Annotated in this window: 17 protein-coding genes; 7 read left to right on the forward strand and 10 right to left on the reverse strand. The window is 73.2% G+C overall.

What is annotated here, in order from left to right; genetic code table 11:
* Window positions 1-6: 6 nt before the first annotated feature.
* Window positions 7-1683 carry an MDR family MFS transporter gene (locus DLJ47_RS02790; protein ID WP_109898542.1) on the forward strand — a complete coding sequence of 559 codons (1677 nt, stop codon included), beginning with the start codon at window positions 7-9 and terminating at the stop codon, window positions 1681-1683.
* A 41-nt stretch (window positions 1684-1724) separates the two neighbouring features.
* Here DLJ47_RS02790 and DLJ47_RS02795 read toward each other — a convergent pair whose 3' ends face one another.
* Complete coding sequence (locus DLJ47_RS02795; protein WP_109898543.1) at window positions 1725-2216, reverse strand: NUDIX domain-containing protein; 492 nt, start codon at window positions 2214-2216, stop codon at window positions 1725-1727.
* A gap of 83 nt (window positions 2217-2299) precedes the next feature.
* On the opposite strand from DLJ47_RS02795, the gene DLJ47_RS02800 reads away from it, so the two are divergent.
* Window positions 2300-3949, forward strand: a complete 1650-nt coding sequence (locus DLJ47_RS02800) for a fatty acid--CoA ligase (protein ID WP_109898544.1) — start codon at window positions 2300-2302, stop codon at window positions 3947-3949.
* Window positions 3950-4231: 282 nt separating this feature from the next.
* Window positions 4232-4654, forward strand: coding sequence for a DUF1801 domain-containing protein (locus DLJ47_RS02805; RefSeq protein ID WP_109898545.1), 423 nt, complete (start codon window positions 4232-4234; stop codon window positions 4652-4654).
* A gap of 7 nt (window positions 4655-4661) precedes the next feature.
* Here DLJ47_RS02805 and DLJ47_RS02810 read toward each other — a convergent pair whose 3' ends face one another.
* The 3 genes from DLJ47_RS02810 to DLJ47_RS02820 all read right to left on the reverse strand — a co-directional run bounded on the left by DLJ47_RS02810 (window position 4662) and on the right by DLJ47_RS02820 (window position 6742).
* Window positions 4662-5672, reverse strand: a complete 1011-nt coding sequence (locus tag DLJ47_RS02810; protein ID WP_109898546.1) for an NADPH:quinone reductase — start codon at window positions 5670-5672, stop codon at window positions 4662-4664.
* Between the two features lie 129 nt (window positions 5673-5801).
* The gene (locus DLJ47_RS02815; protein WP_109898555.1) at window positions 5802-6455 is read right to left on the reverse strand and encodes an HAD family hydrolase; all 654 of its coding nucleotides are present in this window, start codon (window positions 6453-6455) and stop codon (window positions 5802-5804) included.
* A 26-nt stretch (window positions 6456-6481) separates the two neighbouring features.
* Window positions 6482-6742, reverse strand: coding sequence for a YciI family protein (locus tag DLJ47_RS02820; RefSeq protein WP_109898547.1), 261 nt, complete (start codon window positions 6740-6742; stop codon window positions 6482-6484).
* A 50-nt stretch (window positions 6743-6792) separates the two neighbouring features.
* Here DLJ47_RS02820 and DLJ47_RS02825 point away from each other — a divergent pair, with 50 nt between their 5' ends.
* On the forward strand, window positions 6793-7434 hold the full coding sequence (locus DLJ47_RS02825; RefSeq protein ID WP_109898548.1) for a Crp/Fnr family transcriptional regulator: 642 nt from the start codon (window positions 6793-6795) through the stop codon (window positions 7432-7434).
* Between the two features lie 132 nt (window positions 7435-7566).
* On the opposite strand, the gene DLJ47_RS02830 is transcribed toward DLJ47_RS02825, so the two are convergent.
* The 5 genes from DLJ47_RS02830 to DLJ47_RS02850 all read right to left on the reverse strand — a co-directional run bounded on the left by DLJ47_RS02830 (window position 7567) and on the right by DLJ47_RS02850 (window position 10750).
* Complete coding sequence (locus DLJ47_RS02830) at window positions 7567-8424, reverse strand: SCO6745 family protein (RefSeq protein ID WP_109898549.1); 858 nt, start codon at window positions 8422-8424, stop codon at window positions 7567-7569.
* Between the two features lie 148 nt (window positions 8425-8572).
* Complete coding sequence (locus DLJ47_RS02835) at window positions 8573-9166, reverse strand: FKBP-type peptidyl-prolyl cis-trans isomerase (RefSeq protein ID WP_109898550.1); 594 nt, start codon at window positions 9164-9166, stop codon at window positions 8573-8575.
* 165 nt (window positions 9167-9331) lie between these two features.
* Window positions 9332-9976: a DUF4241 domain-containing protein gene (locus tag DLJ47_RS02840; RefSeq protein WP_109898551.1), complete on the reverse strand. Its 645-nt coding sequence runs from the start codon at window positions 9974-9976 to the stop codon at window positions 9332-9334.
* 61 nt (window positions 9977-10037) lie between these two features.
* Complete coding sequence (trxA, locus tag DLJ47_RS02845) at window positions 10038-10388, reverse strand: thioredoxin (RefSeq protein WP_109898552.1); 351 nt, start codon at window positions 10386-10388, stop codon at window positions 10038-10040.
* Window positions 10358-10750, reverse strand: a complete 393-nt coding sequence (locus tag DLJ47_RS02850) for a MerR family transcriptional regulator (RefSeq protein ID WP_109898556.1) — start codon at window positions 10748-10750, stop codon at window positions 10358-10360. The genes trxA and DLJ47_RS02850 overlap by 31 nt, the downstream gene beginning before the upstream one ends.
* Window positions 10751-10874: 124 nt before the next feature.
* Between DLJ47_RS02850 and DLJ47_RS02855 the strand changes: the two genes are divergently transcribed.
* Entirely contained in the window at window positions 10875-11153 is a 279-nt protein-coding gene (locus tag DLJ47_RS02855) for a TIGR03618 family F420-dependent PPOX class oxidoreductase (protein ID WP_233257624.1), read from the forward strand.
* A gap of 68 nt (window positions 11154-11221) precedes the next feature.
* Here DLJ47_RS02855 and ku read toward each other — a convergent pair whose 3' ends face one another.
* Window positions 11222-12235, reverse strand: a complete 1014-nt coding sequence (gene ku / locus DLJ47_RS02860) for a non-homologous end joining protein Ku (protein ID WP_109898553.1) — start codon at window positions 12233-12235, stop codon at window positions 11222-11224.
* 85 nt (window positions 12236-12320) lie between these two features.
* Here ku and ligD (DLJ47_RS02865) point away from each other — a divergent pair, with 85 nt between their 5' ends.
* On the forward strand, window positions 12321-13262 hold the full coding sequence (ligD, locus tag DLJ47_RS02865; RefSeq protein ID WP_109898557.1) for a non-homologous end-joining DNA ligase: 942 nt from the start codon (window positions 12321-12323) through the stop codon (window positions 13260-13262).
* On the forward strand, window positions 13252-14155 hold a 904-nt coding region (gene ligD, locus DLJ47_RS02870), incomplete at its 3' end, for a non-homologous end-joining DNA ligase (RefSeq protein WP_109898554.1). The genes ligD (DLJ47_RS02865) and ligD (DLJ47_RS02870), both read left to right, overlap by 11 nt.

A 14155-nucleotide genomic window follows, 5' to 3' on the forward strand; every position in this document is an offset into this window, starting at 1 on the left:
GCGGGGATGACGACGGAGGAGCACGCCCCACCCGCGCTGAACAGTCGCCAGATCCGCCTGCTGATGCTCGGCCTGATGACCGGCATGCTGCTGGCCGCGCTCGACCAGACCATCGTCGGCACCGCGCTGCCGACCATCGTCGGTGAGCTGGGCGGGATCAACCACTACTCGTGGGTGGTGACCGCCTACCTGCTCGCGTCGACCGCGTCGACCCCGCTGTACGGGAAGATGGCCGACCTGTTCGGCCGCCGGCCGGTCTTCCTCTTCTCGATCGGCACGTTCCTGGTCGGCTCGCTGCTCGCCGGGTTGTCGCAGGACATGACCCAGCTGATCGTCACCCGCGGCATCCAGGGCCTCGGCGCCGGCGGCCTGATGACGCTGGCGTTCACCATCATCTCGGACGTGGTGCCGCCCCGCGAGCGGGGCCGCTACCAGGGCTTGTTCGGCGCGGTCTTCGGCATCTCCTCGGTGGCCGGCCCGCTGGTCGGCGGCTACTTCGCGGAGACCGACTGGCGGTGGATCTTCTACATCAACGTGCCGCTGGCGATCCTGGCCATCCTGGTCTGCTCCCGGGTGATGCGGCTGGTCCCGTTCACCCGCCGCGAGCACGCCATCGACTGGCTGGGCGCGGGGCTGCTGGTCGCCGGGGTGAGCTGCCTGCTGCTCGCGTTGAGCTGGGGCGGCAACGAGTTCGCCTGGGACTCAGGGGTGATCATCGGGCTCTTCGTGGCGGGCGCGGTGCTCGGTGTGCTCTTCGTGCTCCAGGAGGCTCGGGTCGCCGAGCCGATCCTGCCGCTGCGGCTGTTCCGCAGCCGGACCTTCGCGCTGGCCAACAGCGCCGGCTTCGTGCTCGGCCTGGTGATGTTCGGGTCGATCATCTTCATCCCGCTCTACCTGCAGATCGTCAAGGGCGCCTCGCCCACCCGCAGCGGTCTGCTGATGCTGCCGATGATGGCCGGCATCATCGTCACCTCCGTGCTCACCGGGCGGGCGATGAGCCGGATCGGCCGCTACAAGTGGTTCCCGGTGGTCGGCTCGGCCGTGCTGCTGGTCGGCATGCTGCTCTTCACCCAGCTGCACGTGGGCACCTCGCTCTGGCTGGCCTTCGGCTTCATGGTGGTGATCGGCGTCGGCCTCGGCCTCTGCATGCAGTCGCTGATCCTCGCCGTGCAGAACGCCGTCTCGATGCGGGACCTGGGCGCCGGCACCTCGGCGGCGACCTTCTTCCGGTCGCTGGGCGGCGCGTTCGGGGTGGCCATCCTCGGCGCGGTGCTCTCCGCCCGGCTCACCTCCGGGCTGGCCGACCGGCTGCCCGCGGCGATCGCCCAGCTGCCGCCGCCGGAGCAGGCAGCGGTCGCGGCGAGCGGCGGCGCGGACATCTCGGTGAACGACCCGGCCACCATCATGGCGCTGCCCGCGCCGGTACGAGCCGCGGTGCAGACGGCCTTCGTCGAGTCGCTGGACCGGGTCTTCCTGACCGCCGGGGTGATCGCCATCCTGGCCGTGCTGGTCACCCTGGCGCTGCCGGACGACCGGCTGCGCGGCGCCGGCCCGGAGGGTGCCACCGGCGGCACGGACGGGCTGGGCGGCGAGGCGCCCGCCCCCGGCGGCAAGCCGCTGACCAGGGAGTCCAAGGAGGAGGCTGCCGCCGAGATGGAGGCGAAGAGCCAGACCCTGCTCTGACCCGACCCGGGTGGGCCGGTGGCGCCCTCACGCCGCGCCGGTCACTTCAGGATCAGGCGGTTGGTCTGTTCGAAGACGTCGAGGTCGGCGAGGGTCTCGTTGACGCTGGCCGAGAGCGGGGCCGGGAGCTGGTCGCGGCGGAAGAAGCCGGCGTCGATCGTCTCGTCGGTCACCCGGGCGAGCTGGCCGTCCCACTCCTCCACGCGGAACGCCGTGGTGAAGATCTGGTAGGTGTGGCCGTACATGTTGGTGTGGGTGCGGTCCGGGCCGGTGTAGAGGGCGAACGCGCTGACCCGCAGCGCCCGCAGCCCGGTCTCCTCCCGCACCTCGCGGACCGCGCAGTCGGCGATCGACTCGCCCAGCTCCATCGCGCCGGCCGGCATCGCCCACTGGCCGTTGTCCGAGCGGCGGATCAGCAGCACCCGTCCGGCGTTGTCGCGCACCACCGCGCGGGCGCCGACGAACATCAGCGTCCGGTCGCCGGCCAGGGCGCGGAGCTGCCCGACGTACGAATCAGCCCAGGAGATGCTCACCCGGACAATTTACGGGGCCGGTCGAGGGCGGACGGGTTTTCCAGGGTTCCCAACGTGTGACCGGCGACACTAGTTTGCTACCCATGCGTAGCACGATGATGGACGCCCCCCTCCAGGTCTCCCGGATCCTCGACCACGGCTCCACCGTGCACGGCACGGCCGAGGTGGTCACCTGGACCGGCGCCGAACCCCGCCGGATGACGTACGCCGAGGTCGGCCGGACCGCCGCCCGGCTCGCGCACGCGCTGCGCGACGAGTGCGGCGTGACCGGCGACGAGCGGGTCGGCACGTTCATGTGGAACAACAACGAGCACCTGGTCGCCTACTTCGCGGTGCCGAGCATGGGCGCGGTGCTGCACACCCTCAACATCCGGCTCTTCCCGGACCAGGTCGCCTACATCGCCAACCATGCCGAGGACCGGGTGGTGCTGGTCGACACCACGCTGATCCCGCTGCTGGCCCGGGTGATCGGCGAGCTGCGTACGGTGCGGCACGTGGTGGTGGTCGGCGGCGGCGACCCGGCCCCGCTGCTCGCCGCGGCGGGCGACCGGATCACCGTCCACCACTGGGACGAGCTGCTGGCCGGCCGGCCTGAGACGTACGACTGGCCCGAGGTCGACGAGCGGGACGCCGCGGCGCTCTGCTACACCTCCGGCACCACCGGCAACCCGAAGGGCGTGGCCTACTCGCACCGCTCGATCTACCTGCACTCGCTCCAGGTCTGCATGCCGGAGGGCTTCGGGCTCGGCCCGACCGACCGGGAACTGGCCATCGTGCCGATGTTCCACGCGATGTCCTGGGGGCTGCCGTACGCGGCGTTCCTCTCCGGCGCGTCGCTGATCATGCCGGACCGGTTCCTCCAGGCCGCGCCGATCGCCGAGATGATCGCCGCCGAGCGGCCCACCCTGGCCGGCGCGGTGCCGACCATCTGGACCGACCTGCTGGCCTACCTGGACAGTCACGACGTGGACACCTCCTCGCTCAAGGAGGTCATCGTGGGCGGCTCGGCCTGCCCGCCGGCGTTGATGCACGCGTTCGCCGACCGGCACGGCATCGAGGTCATCCACGCCTGGGGGATGACCGAGATGTCCCCGCTCGGCTCGGTCTCCCGGCCACCCGCCGGGGCGACCGGCGACGACGCCTGGCGCTACCGCTACACCCAGGGCCGGGTGCCGGCCGGCGTGCAGGCGCGGATCGTCGGCCCGCTGGGCGAGCCGCTGCCCGCCGACGGCACGTCCGTGGGGGAGCTGGAGGTCCGCGGGCCGTGGGTGACCGCCCGGTACGTCGGCGACGACGCCCCGGACGAGGAGAAGTTCCGGGACGGCTGGTTGCGTACCGGCGACGTCGGCACGCTCTCCGCCGACGGCTACATCACCCTGACCGACCGGGCCAAGGACGTCATCAAGTCCGGCGGTGAGTGGATCTCCTCGGTCGAGCTGGAGAACGCGCTGATGGCCCATCCGGCGGTGCTGGAGGCCTGCGTGGTGGGCGTGCCGGACCAGCGCTGGGACGAGCGTCCGCTGGCCACCGTGGTGGTCCGCGAGGGGGCCAGTGTCACCGTCGAGGAGCTGCGTGACTTCCTCGGCCGGTCGGTGGCCCGCTGGCAGTTGCCGGAGCGCTGGGCCTTCGTCGACGCGGTGCCGAAGACCAGCGTCGGCAAGTTCGACAAGAAGGTGGTCCGGTCCCGTTACGCCGAGGGTGGGCTCGATGTCCGGGAACTGGCAACGCCGTAACGTTTTTTCGGGCACCGTCGCCTACTGGGTAGGGACACACTCCTGAGAGACATCCCTCCCCAGGGGCGGCCCCGGCGTTCGCACCGCGCCGGGGCCGCCCGTTCCATGCGGGGCGACCCGCACCGTCATTCTTGCGAAACTTGTTCGCCTCTGTCCTGCGGAACGACGAAATAGGTTCGGATTCCCGCAGCTCAGGGGGCTTGCCGACGGATCTGTCGGGGTGCCCCCGTACGCTCCGGGCGGATCGGGTCCACCGGTCGACCGCAGCCCAGGAGGCGTCCGATGGCCACCCTCAAGACCGCCCCGACCGCCGCCAGCGTCGACGACTTCCTGGCTGCCGTGCCCGACGAGGCCCGCCGCGCCGACGCGACGGCGGTGCGGGACCTCATGCGGGCGGTCACCGGCGAGCCGCCGACGATGTGGGGCGACAGCATCGTCGGGTTCGGCCAGCGGCGGCTGCGCTACGCCACCGGGCGCGAGCTGGACTGGTTCCTGGTCGGCTTCTCGCCGCGCAAGGCGGCCACCACGCTCTACCTGCCCGAGGAGTTCCCGGGCAAGCCGGAGCTGCTGGCCCGGCTCGGCCGGCACACCGTCGGCAAGGGCTGCCTCTACGTCAAGCGCCTCGCCGACGTCGACGTCGAGGTGCTCACCGAGCTGGTCCGCGTTGCCGCCGCCCAGGCCCGCGCCGGCAGCGCCGCCGAGTGACCAGCAGTCACTCGCTGGTGGTGATCAGCACCTTCCCGACCACCGAGTTCTCCACCGCCCGGTGGGCCGCCTGGGTGGCCGAGAGCGGGTGGTGGTGCAGCGGCAGGCCGGCCTCCTCGCCGACCCGGATCCCGCCCTGGGCGGCCGCCGCGGCGACGTCCCGGACGGCCTGCGCCTTGGCCGCCTTCGGCTCGGTGTAGACGAGCACGAACTGCCAGCGCGCGTTCGGCACCATCAACGTCCGGATCGGCAGGGTCACCTCGTCACCGCCGTCGTCGGCGTACACGCAGACCGCGCTGCCCGCGCGCAGCAGCTGGACGTCGGTGGCGGCGTTGCGCGCGGCGGAGACCTCGACGATGGTGTGCACCCCGTCGGGCGCGATCTTGCGGACCTCTTTCACCACGTCCTGCTCCTTGTAGTTGACCACGAAGGAGGCGCCGGCCGCCGCCGCGAGCTGCGCCTTCTCGGCGCTGCTGACGGTGGCGATGACGCAGGCGTCGGCCCAGCGGGCGAGCTGGATGGCCGCGTTGCCGACCGCGCCCGCCCCGCCCTGCACCAGCACTGTGTGGTCGCTGAGCGCGCCGGCGTGCAGCCGGTCCGGCATGTACTCGCCGGCGGTCAGGCAGCGGTGCGCGGTGAGGAACGGGATGCCCAGGCAGGCGCCCAGGTCGAAGGAGGCGTCGCCGAGGCGTACCGCCTGCCGGACCGGCACCACCGTGTACTCGGCGGCGGTGCCCCACGGCCGCTGCCAGGCGGCCTCCCAGAGCCAGACCCGCTCGCCGATCAGCTCCTGGTCGACCCCCTCGCCGACCGCCTCGACCACCCCGGCGCCGTCCTGCCCGGGGGTCTGCCAGCCGGCCGGCAGCGGCCACTGCCGGCGGGCCTTCCAGTCCGTCGGGTTCACCCCGGAGACGGCCACCCGCACCAGCACCTCGCCCGGCCCCGGCTCCGGCACCGGCCGGTCCACCAGTTGCAGCACCGAGACGTCGCCGGTGCGCTCGTACACGATCGCCTTCATCGCCGTCCCCTCACTCCGACCGCCCGGCGGCCCGGCTCGGCGCGCCGTCGGCTGCGGTACCCGACCGACCCGCGCTCATGCCGGCCGCCCCGCAAACCGTACAACCGGACCGTGCGGGGGAAAGACCGGTCAGCAGAGCCGGTCGACGGTCTCGGTGGTCAACTCGTCGACCGAACCCAGCACCACGGCGGCCAGCTCGGCGGCGTCGTCGTCCAGCGGGTACGCGCCGTGCGGGATCGCCACCACGGCCATCCCGGCGGCGGCCGCCGAGCGCACCCCGTTCGAGGAGTCCTCCACCGCGACGCAGCGGGCCGGGTCGACGCCGAGCCGCCGCGCCACGGCCAGGTAGACGTCGGGCGCCGGCTTGCCCCGCTCGGTCTCCTCGGTCGACAGGGTCGCCCGGAACGCCTCGGTCAGGCCGGTGGCGGCCAGCGCCGCCGCGATCAGCCGGGTCGGTGACGAGCTGGCCAGGCCGAGCGGCCACCGCGCGGCCAGCCGGCGCACCACCCCCGGGGCGTCGTCGATGACCGGTACGCGGGCCGCGTACCGCCGGGTCATCTCCTCCACCACCTCGGTGGCGACCTGCTCGGGGCTGCGCCCGACGCCCAGCTCGGCGCTGAGGTAGCGGGACCACTCGCCGGTGCTCATCCCCATCAGCCGGCGCTGGGTGTCGGCCTGCCACGTCCCGCCGTGCGCCGACACGTACCCCCGCCGGACCTCCTCCCAGACCGGCTCGGAATCCACGATCACGCCGTCCAGGTCGAAGACCACCGCATCCACCACGAGCCCATCCTGCCCGACCGGCCGGCTCAGGTGAGGAACGGCGCCCACTCCCGCGCCCCGACCACCCGCACCCCGGGCGTCGAGTAGTACGGGTCCTGGGCGAGCAGCCGGTCCAGCGCCGGCCGGTCGGGCACGTCGAAGACGAGCACCGCGCCGGAGTCGTCGGCCAGCGGGCCGGACATCCGGACGATCCCCTCGGCGTGCAGGGCGGTCAACAACTGCCGGTGCGCCGGACGGGCGGCGAACCGCTCCGGCGCGTCGGTGAAGGCGAGTTCGACGATCCACATGTGGGGCACGATAGGGGCAGCCCGGCGCGGGCCGCTGTATCAAGGGATACATGACGGCGATCTCCGACATCCCGGCGCTGCGGCACGCCGACCCGGCGACCCTGCGGCAGCTCGTCCGGTCCAGCCGGCCGGTCCGCTTCCCGGCCGGTACGGTGCTGCGCCGGGCCGGTGAGCCGTCCCCGTTCCTGCTGTTGCTGACCGGCACCGTGGTCAGCCGGCACGTCACCGCGGCCGGCGGCGAGGTGTGGCCGGCCCGGTGGACCGGCCCGGCGATCGTGGACAAGCCCGCGCTGCTGGTCGACACCGTCCCGGCGACCGACCTGCTGGCCGTCGAGGCCGGCACCGCGCGGCTGCTGCCCCGGGCCGACTTCCGGCTGCTGCTCGACCGGGAGGAGGGCGTCCGCGCCCACGTCCTGCGCCACCTGGCCCGGGACGCGCTCGCCGGTCGGGATCGGCTGGCCACGACCACCACCCAGCCCGCCCCGGTACGGGTGGCCGCGTTCCTGTTGGCGACCGGCGACGCCGGCTGGCGCGGTTCTCAGGAGGAGCTGGCGCGGGTGCTCGGGCTGAGCCGGGTGACGGTCAACCGGGCGCTGCGCCGGCTGGCCCTGGCCGGGGCGGTGCGGGCGGGCCGGCGGGGCGTCGTGGTCACCGATCCGCGCCGGCTGGCCGACCTGGCCCGGGCAGGGTGACGGCGGCGGCCGGCGGCACCAGCGGCCGGATCATCGTGGGGGAACGGCCGGGTGGCCGGTCGGGCCGCCAGCGCGGGGAACGGTCGGGGCCAGCCGGGTCGAGCCCGGCAGGGACATCGGTCGACCGGCCGGTCAGGCCGGTAGCGCGGGGAGGCCGATCGGGCTGTCCGGCGGGATCACCGTGTGCCCGGCGCGGGCGATCGGGTCGAGCAGCTCGCGCAGCCGGTCGGTGCGGTCCGGGCCGAGCAGGCGCCAGGGGCGTGACGCGGCGGCGTCGGTGGCGTCCTCGACGGCCTGGAACCCGGCCCGGCCGCGCTCGGTCGGCTCGCCGTCGGGGGTGAGCCAGCCGCGCTCGACCAGCCGGCCCCGGGCCGCCGCCCACTGCTCCTCCGACCAGCCGCGACCGGTCAGGTGCTGCGGGGACAGGTCGACAGTCACCCGGAAGGCCAGCGTCTCGACCGGGTCGAGGTCGGCGGCGACCAGCGCCGCCACGTGCCCGTCACCGCGGTGCTCGCGCAGCGTGGTGGCGGCCTGCCAGAGCCGGGCCAGCGGGTATTCGCCAGCGGGCAGGGCGGCGTTGGCCGCGCCGAGCACCCGGCCGGCGGGCTCCAGCGTGCCGGCCGCCGCCTCCAGCAGGTCGGCGGCCTCGGCCAGGTGCGACTCGGGCAGCTCGTAGGTCAGCTCGGCGAGCGCCTGCACCGCGCCGGTGAGCCGGGCGCGCAGCGCCTCCGCCGGGGTGGCCAGCCGCCAGACGGCGGGCAGCGCCCGGGCCACCATGTGCGGGGCGAAGCTGAAGAACGCGGCGACGACCGGGGCGGCGTCGGTGGGGCCCAGCGGGGCGGCCCGGCCGGCGAAGTAGCCCCGCCAGTAGCCGCGCAACCCGACCGCCTCGTACGCGGCGCGGGCTCGCGGGTGGAAGTAGGTGACCGCGTGCACCGGCTCGAAGTGTGTCCACATCAGCCGGGCGGTCCGCCCTGGGTCGTCCGTCACGGGCCCCTCCACGTTCGGTCCGTCGTCACCCCGGGACGGCGCGGCCGCCCGGGGTGACGCTGAACCTACTGCCGGCGGGTGACGGCTCGGAAGCCCTGTGTGGGCAACTGCATCGATCTGTGGTGACAAGCCGGGCGTACCGGTCGGGTCACTGGGCGGAGAGCACGTCCACGACGAACCGCAGCGGGCCGGCCGGGCGGCCGCCGGAGGAGTCGTTGCCGTACGCCAGGTCGGCCGGGATGTCCAGCTGCACCCGGCTGCCCACGGTGACCCCGACCAGGCCCTGGTCCCAGCCCTTGATGACCTGCCCGACGCCGATCGGGAAGCTGACCGGCTGGCCGCCCTCCCAGGACGAGTCGAACTCCTTGCCGTCCTTGTAGAACACCCCGACGTAGTTGGTGCTGATGGTCTGGCCCGCCTGCACGGCCGGGCCGGTGCCCTTGATCAGCGGGGTCACGGTGAGCTTGGTCAACTCGCCCTGACCCGGTCCGACCGTCGGCTTGGTCTTCAGCGCCGGGTCCAGCGCGGAGGCGGAGGCGGACGCGTCGCCGCCGGCCTTCTCGCCGGAGTCACCCCGGTTGACGACGACGAAGACCGTGATCAGCACCGCCACCACGGCGATACCGGCGAGACCGCCGAGCCACGCCTGCCGGCGGCGCTTCGCCTCGGCCGCCTTCTGCGCCGCCAACTGGGCGGCCAGCCGCCGCTCCGACTTCGACCGGTTCTGCGTGCGCTCGCTCACTCGTCGACTCCCTGCTGCGAGGTGGTGGCCGGCATCGCTGCCGGGGGGAAAGCCGACGCACACGGTACCCGCCCGGACGCCCACCGTGCCGCATCCGACCGGCCCGAACGGACGCCGGTGCCGGGCGGGCACGAACCGCCGCGGTGCGGCTGGCGGCGACCTGGGTCAGTCCGGGTCGGGGACCACCATGAAGTCGATCACGAACGAGGTGATCCGGTCGGCCGCGGTGCGCCCGATCCAGGTGCCGTAGCAGCCGTCACCCCAGCCCGAGGAGACCGTCACCACGTTGGCGCCGGACGCCTCGTCCAGCACCGCGGTGATCAACCCGGGCACCGGGGCATCGGGCAGCTCGGCCGGGATGAACACGTCCTCGACCTGGTCGTAGTCCCACCCCGACAGCACCTCCAGCGCGGTCGGGTCGGCCAGCGTGGCCGTGCCGGCGTCCACCCCGAAGCCGAAGTAGCCGTCGTCGTCGAGGGTCGCCGCGTCCTGGTCGCCGACCAGCGCCAGCTCCCACCGGACGGCCGGCTCGTCGTGCACCACCAGCTCCAGCGCGGCCACCCGCCGGTCCGCCTCGGCGCCGTCGCGCAGCACCACCGCCACCCAGGCCCGCGCCGGGTAGCGGCCGGGCGGCACGGTGACGGTGAACGGTTCGGCCTCCGGGCAGACCAGCGGGTCGCAGCCGACCACCTGACCGGTGGGGAGCACGACGTCGTCGACCGGGTGCGCCTCGATGACGTACGTGCCGTGCTCGTCGGCGTAGCGGGCGCCGGGGGTCAGCAGCCGGTGCAGGTCGGGGGCGTACGGCATGACGGTCCTTCCGGGGGCGGTGTCGGCCGGCGGAGCGTAACCGGCCCGGCCGACACCCCGGTCAGGCGTCGCCGACGTGCCGGCCCAGCGCCGCCCGCAGGTGGTTCTTCGGCCGCGCCCCGACGATCGAACCGACCAGCTCACCCCGGTCGAACACCAGCAGCGTGGGCAGCGACATCACCCCGTACCGGCGGGTGGTCTCCGGGTTCTCGTCCGAGTTGATCGTGGTGATGTCCAGCCGGCCGGCGAACTCGTCGGCCAGTTCCGCCAGGCTGCGGGAGATGGCCCGGCACGGCGGGCACCAGTCGGCCCAGAAGTCGACCACCACCGGCCGGTCGGCGGCGAGTACGGCGGAGTCGAAGGTGGCGTCGGTGACCGTGGTCAGCGAGCCGCCCTGCGCAACCTCAGGCATGTTTCCTCCCGTTGGGCGATGGCGTGGGCGAGCTGGTCCCGCAGCTCCTGCCGGACCGTTTGCAGCCGGTCGATGCCGGCGTCGACCTCGGCCAGCTTGCGGCGCAGCACCGCCACCGAGTCGGGGCAGACGTGGCCGGAGCTGTTGCCGGCCCGCAGGCAGGCGACGAACGGCCGGATGTCGTCGAGGCCGAAGCCCACCGCGAGCAGCGACCGGATCTCCCGTACGACGGCCAGCTCGACCTCGTCGTAGACCCGGTAGCCGTTCGCCGAGCGGCCCGGCCGGACCAGCCCGTGCGTCTCGTAGTAGCGCAGCGCGCGCGTGCTCGTGCCGGCGCGCTCAGCCAACTCGCCGATCAGCATCCGACCTCCCTCGCCGGTGGCGTCGCGGCCCACGCTAGACCTTGTCGCCGACGTCAAGGCAACGTCGGATGCCGGGTGGCCGGGTGGCCCGGCGGTCGGGCGGTCGCGCCGGTAGATTCCGACCATGGCGATCCTCACCGATGAAGACCTTGCCCTGCTCGCCGAGCCGCAGCTGGCCCACGTCGCCACCGTCGAGGCCGACGGCTCGCCGCACGTGACCCCGGTCTGGGTGGACACCGACGGCGAGCACATCCTGTTCAACACGGCCAAGGGCCGGGTCAAGTACGAGAACATCCGGCGCAACCCGGAGGTCGCGGTCTCGGTGGCGGACAAGGCGAACGACTTCCGCACCCTGTGGGTGAAGGGCCTCGCAGGACCGCTACCCGTTCCGGCGGCCCGGTGAGGAGCGGGTGATCGTCCGGATCACCCCGACGCAGAAGCTCGGCCGGGGCTGACCCGGGCGGACCGGGGTCAGGCGGTCTTGCGGGCGGCCTTCTTCGGGGCGGCCTTCTTGGCCCCGGTCTTCTTCTCCGCCGCGGCGGCCTTCTTCGGCGCGGCCTTCTTCTCCGCCTTCTTGGGGGCCGCCTTCTTCTCGGCCGCCTTCTTGGCCGGCGCCTTGGCGGCCTTCTTCTCGGCCGCCTTCTTCGCCGAGCGGGCCGCCGAGATCGGGGTCGGCTCGGCGCCGCCGCCCCGGGCCGGCGCCTCGCCCCGGGCCGCCTTGGCCCGCTCCACGGACGCCTTGAGCGCGGCCATCAGGTCCACCGCCGCCGCCGGGGCCTCCTCGACCTCCTCCGGCTGGACCACCTCGCGGCCCTCCACCTTGGCGTCGATGACCTCCTGCAACGCCGCCCGGTAGTCGTCGGTGAACTCGTCCGGCTGGAAGTCCCCGGCCATCGAGTCGATCAGCGAACTGGCCATCGCCAGCTCCGGCGGCCGGACCTTGAGGTCCTCGTCCAGGAAGCCGAAGTCGGGCTTACGGATCTCGTCCGGCCAGAGCATCGTGTTGAGCAGCAGCACGCCCTCGCGGACCCGCAGCGTGGCGAGCTGTTCCCGCTGGCGCAGCGCCACCTTGACGATGGCCACCCGCTCGGAGTCGGTCAGCGCGTCGCGCAGCAGCACGTACGGCTTGGTGGCCGCGCCGTCCGGCTCCAGGAAGTACGCCTTGTTGTAGAGGATCGGGTCGACCTGCTCGGCCGGCACGAACTCCAGCACGTCGATCGCGTGCGAGGTGCTCAGCGGCAGCTCGGCGAAGTCCTCGTCGGTGAGGATCACCATCTCGCCGCCGCCGATGTCGTAGCCCTTGGCGATGTCGTCGTAGCTGACCTCTTCGCCGCAGACCTGGCAGGTGCGCTTGTAGCGGATCCGGCCGCCGTCGTCCCGGTGCACCTGGTGGAACCGGATGTCCTTCTCCTCGGTGGCCGAGTAGAGCTTCACCGCGATCGAGACCAGCCCGAACGAGACGGCACCCTTCCAGATGGCTCGCATCCCGTGCTCCTCTCCCCGGTACAGCCCAGGATCGCAAATGATCGAAGCGGGCGCGAGCGCTTCCGCCGGCAACTACAGTCATGAGGTGCCCGGCGCGCCGTTGAAGCCGATGCTCGCGATGACCGGGCAGCTCCCGGCGGGTGACGGCTGGGCGTACGAGTTCAAGTGGGACGGGGTGCGCGCCCTCGCCGACATCTCCGGCGGGCGCCAGCACCTGTACGCCCGCTCGGGCGTGGAGATCACCGTCGCGTACCCGGAGCTGGCCACCCTGCGTACCCAGGTGGACGACGCGCTGCTCGACGGCGAGGTGGTGCTGCTCGGCGAGACCGGCCAGCCCTCGTTCACCGCGCTCGCCGAGCGGATGCACGTCCGGGACCGGAACAAGGCCGCCCGGCTGGCGGCGGTGATGCCGGTGACGTACATGATCTTCGACCTGCTCCGGCTCGACGGCGAGGACCTGACCGGTTGGCCGTACGCCCGCCGCCGGGAGGCGCTGGACGGCCTGATGCTGGGCGGCACCCGGTGGGCGGTGTCGCCGCTCTTCCTCGACGGCCCGGCCACCTACGAGGCCGCCGGCGAGCACGGCCTGGAGGGGGTGATGGCCAAGCGGATCGAGTCGGCCTACCGGCCGGGGGTGCGCTCGCCCGACTGGGTCAAGGTCAAGCTGGAGGTCACCGGGGACTTCGTGGTCGGCGGCTGGCGGCCGGGCGCCCGCAAGATCGGCGGGCTGCTGGTCGGGGTGCCCCGCCCGGACGGCCGGCTCACCTACCGGGGCCGGGTCGGCGGCGGCATCGGCGCCGCCCTGGAGCGGGAACTGCTGCGCGAACTGGAGCCGCTGCGCGCCGGCGCGTCGCCGTTCGCCGGCGACGTGCCGCGCGAGGATGCCCGGGTGGCGATCTGGGTAACACCCACGGTCGTGGTGGAGGTGAAGTACGGCCAGCGCACCCCGGACGGGCGACTGCGGTTCCCCCGGGTGCTCCGGCTGCGACCGGACAAGCCCGCCGAGGAGGTCGACGATGCCGGCTGACCGGCTCCGGGTGGACGTCGAGGGCCGCTCGCTGGAGCTGTCCAACCTGGACAAGGTGCTCTATCCTGCGGCCGGGTTCACCAAGGGCGAGGTGATCGACTACTACACCCGGATCGCCCCGGTGCTCCTGCCGCACCTGACCGATCGGGCGCTGACCCGGATCCGCTTTCCCAACGGGGTGGACGACAAGTCGTTCTTCGAGAAGAACAAGCCGGCCTCGACCCCCGACTGGGTACGGGTGGAGACGCTGCCCGCGCCCGGGTCGACCAAGGGCCGGGAGACCATCGACTACGTGGTCGCCGACGACCTGCCCACCCTGGTCTGGCTGGCCAACCTGGCCGCGCTGGAACTGCACACGCCGCAGTGGAAGATCGGCGAGCACCCGGACATGATGGTCGTCGACCTGGACCCGGGCGCGCCGGCCGCGTTGAAGCAGTGCTGCCAGGTGGCGCTGCTGATGCGTGACCGGCTCGCCGACGACGGGATCGAGGCCTACCCGAAGACGTCGGGGAAGAAGGGCATGCAGCTGTGCTGCCCGATCGCCGGCACGCAGGATTCCGACTTCGTCTCCGGTTACGCCAAGCGGATCGCCCAGGAGTTGGAGCGGGCGCACCCGAAGCTGATCGTGTCGAAGATGGCGAAGAACCTGCGGCCGGGGAAGGTCTTCATCGACTGGAGCCAGAACAACGCGGCGAAGACGACCGTCGCGCCGTACTCGCTGCGGGCCCAGGCGGTGCCGTCGGCGTCGACCCCGCTGACCTGGGACGAGGTCGCGGCCGGCGCGGCGGGCAAGCGGCCCGCCACCCGCCCCTACACGGCCGGCGAGGTGCTCCAGCGGGTGGAGAAGTCCGGCGACCTGCTCGCCCCGCTGCTCGACGGCGGCCCCGAACTCC

The sequence above is a fragment of the Micromonospora sp. S4605 genome (assembly GCF_003176715.1).
GTDB lineage: Bacteria > Actinomycetota > Actinomycetes > Mycobacteriales > Micromonosporaceae > Micromonospora > Micromonospora echinaurantiaca.

Bases quoted from the DNA above. Each gene is read 5' to 3' on its own strand.
- DLJ47_RS02810 (WP_109898546.1), bottom strand. From the start codon at position 5,672: ATGAAGGCGATCGTGTACGAGCGCACCGGCGACGTCTCGGTGCTGCAA.
- DLJ47_RS02820 (WP_109898547.1), bottom strand. From the start codon at position 6,742: ATGTGGATCGTCGAACTCGCCTTCACCGACGCGCCGGAGCGGTTCGCC.
- DLJ47_RS02840 (WP_109898551.1), bottom strand. From the start codon at position 9,976: ATGCCGTACGCCCCCGACCTGCACCGGCTGCTGACCCCCGGCGCCCGC.
- DLJ47_RS02800 (WP_109898544.1), top strand. From the start codon at position 2,300: ATGCGTAGCACGATGATGGACGCCCCCCTCCAGGTCTCCCGGATCCTC.
- DLJ47_RS02790 (WP_109898542.1), top strand. From the start codon at position 7: ATGACGACGGAGGAGCACGCCCCACCCGCGCTGAACAGTCGCCAGATC.
- trxA (WP_109898552.1), bottom strand. From the start codon at position 10,388: ATGCCTGAGGTTGCGCAGGGCGGCTCGCTGACCACGGTCACCGACGCC.
- DLJ47_RS02825 (WP_109898548.1), top strand. From the start codon at position 6,793: ATGACGGCGATCTCCGACATCCCGGCGCTGCGGCACGCCGACCCGGCG.
- DLJ47_RS02850 (WP_109898556.1), bottom strand. From the start codon at position 10,750: ATGCTGATCGGCGAGTTGGCTGAGCGCGCCGGCACGAGCACGCGCGCG.
- DLJ47_RS02855 (WP_233257624.1), top strand. From the start codon at position 10,875: ATGGCGATCCTCACCGATGAAGACCTTGCCCTGCTCGCCGAGCCGCAG.
- DLJ47_RS02805 (WP_109898545.1), top strand. From the start codon at position 4,232: ATGGCCACCCTCAAGACCGCCCCGACCGCCGCCAGCGTCGACGACTTC.
- ku (WP_109898553.1), bottom strand. From the start codon at position 12,235: ATGCGAGCCATCTGGAAGGGTGCCGTCTCGTTCGGGCTGGTCTCGATC.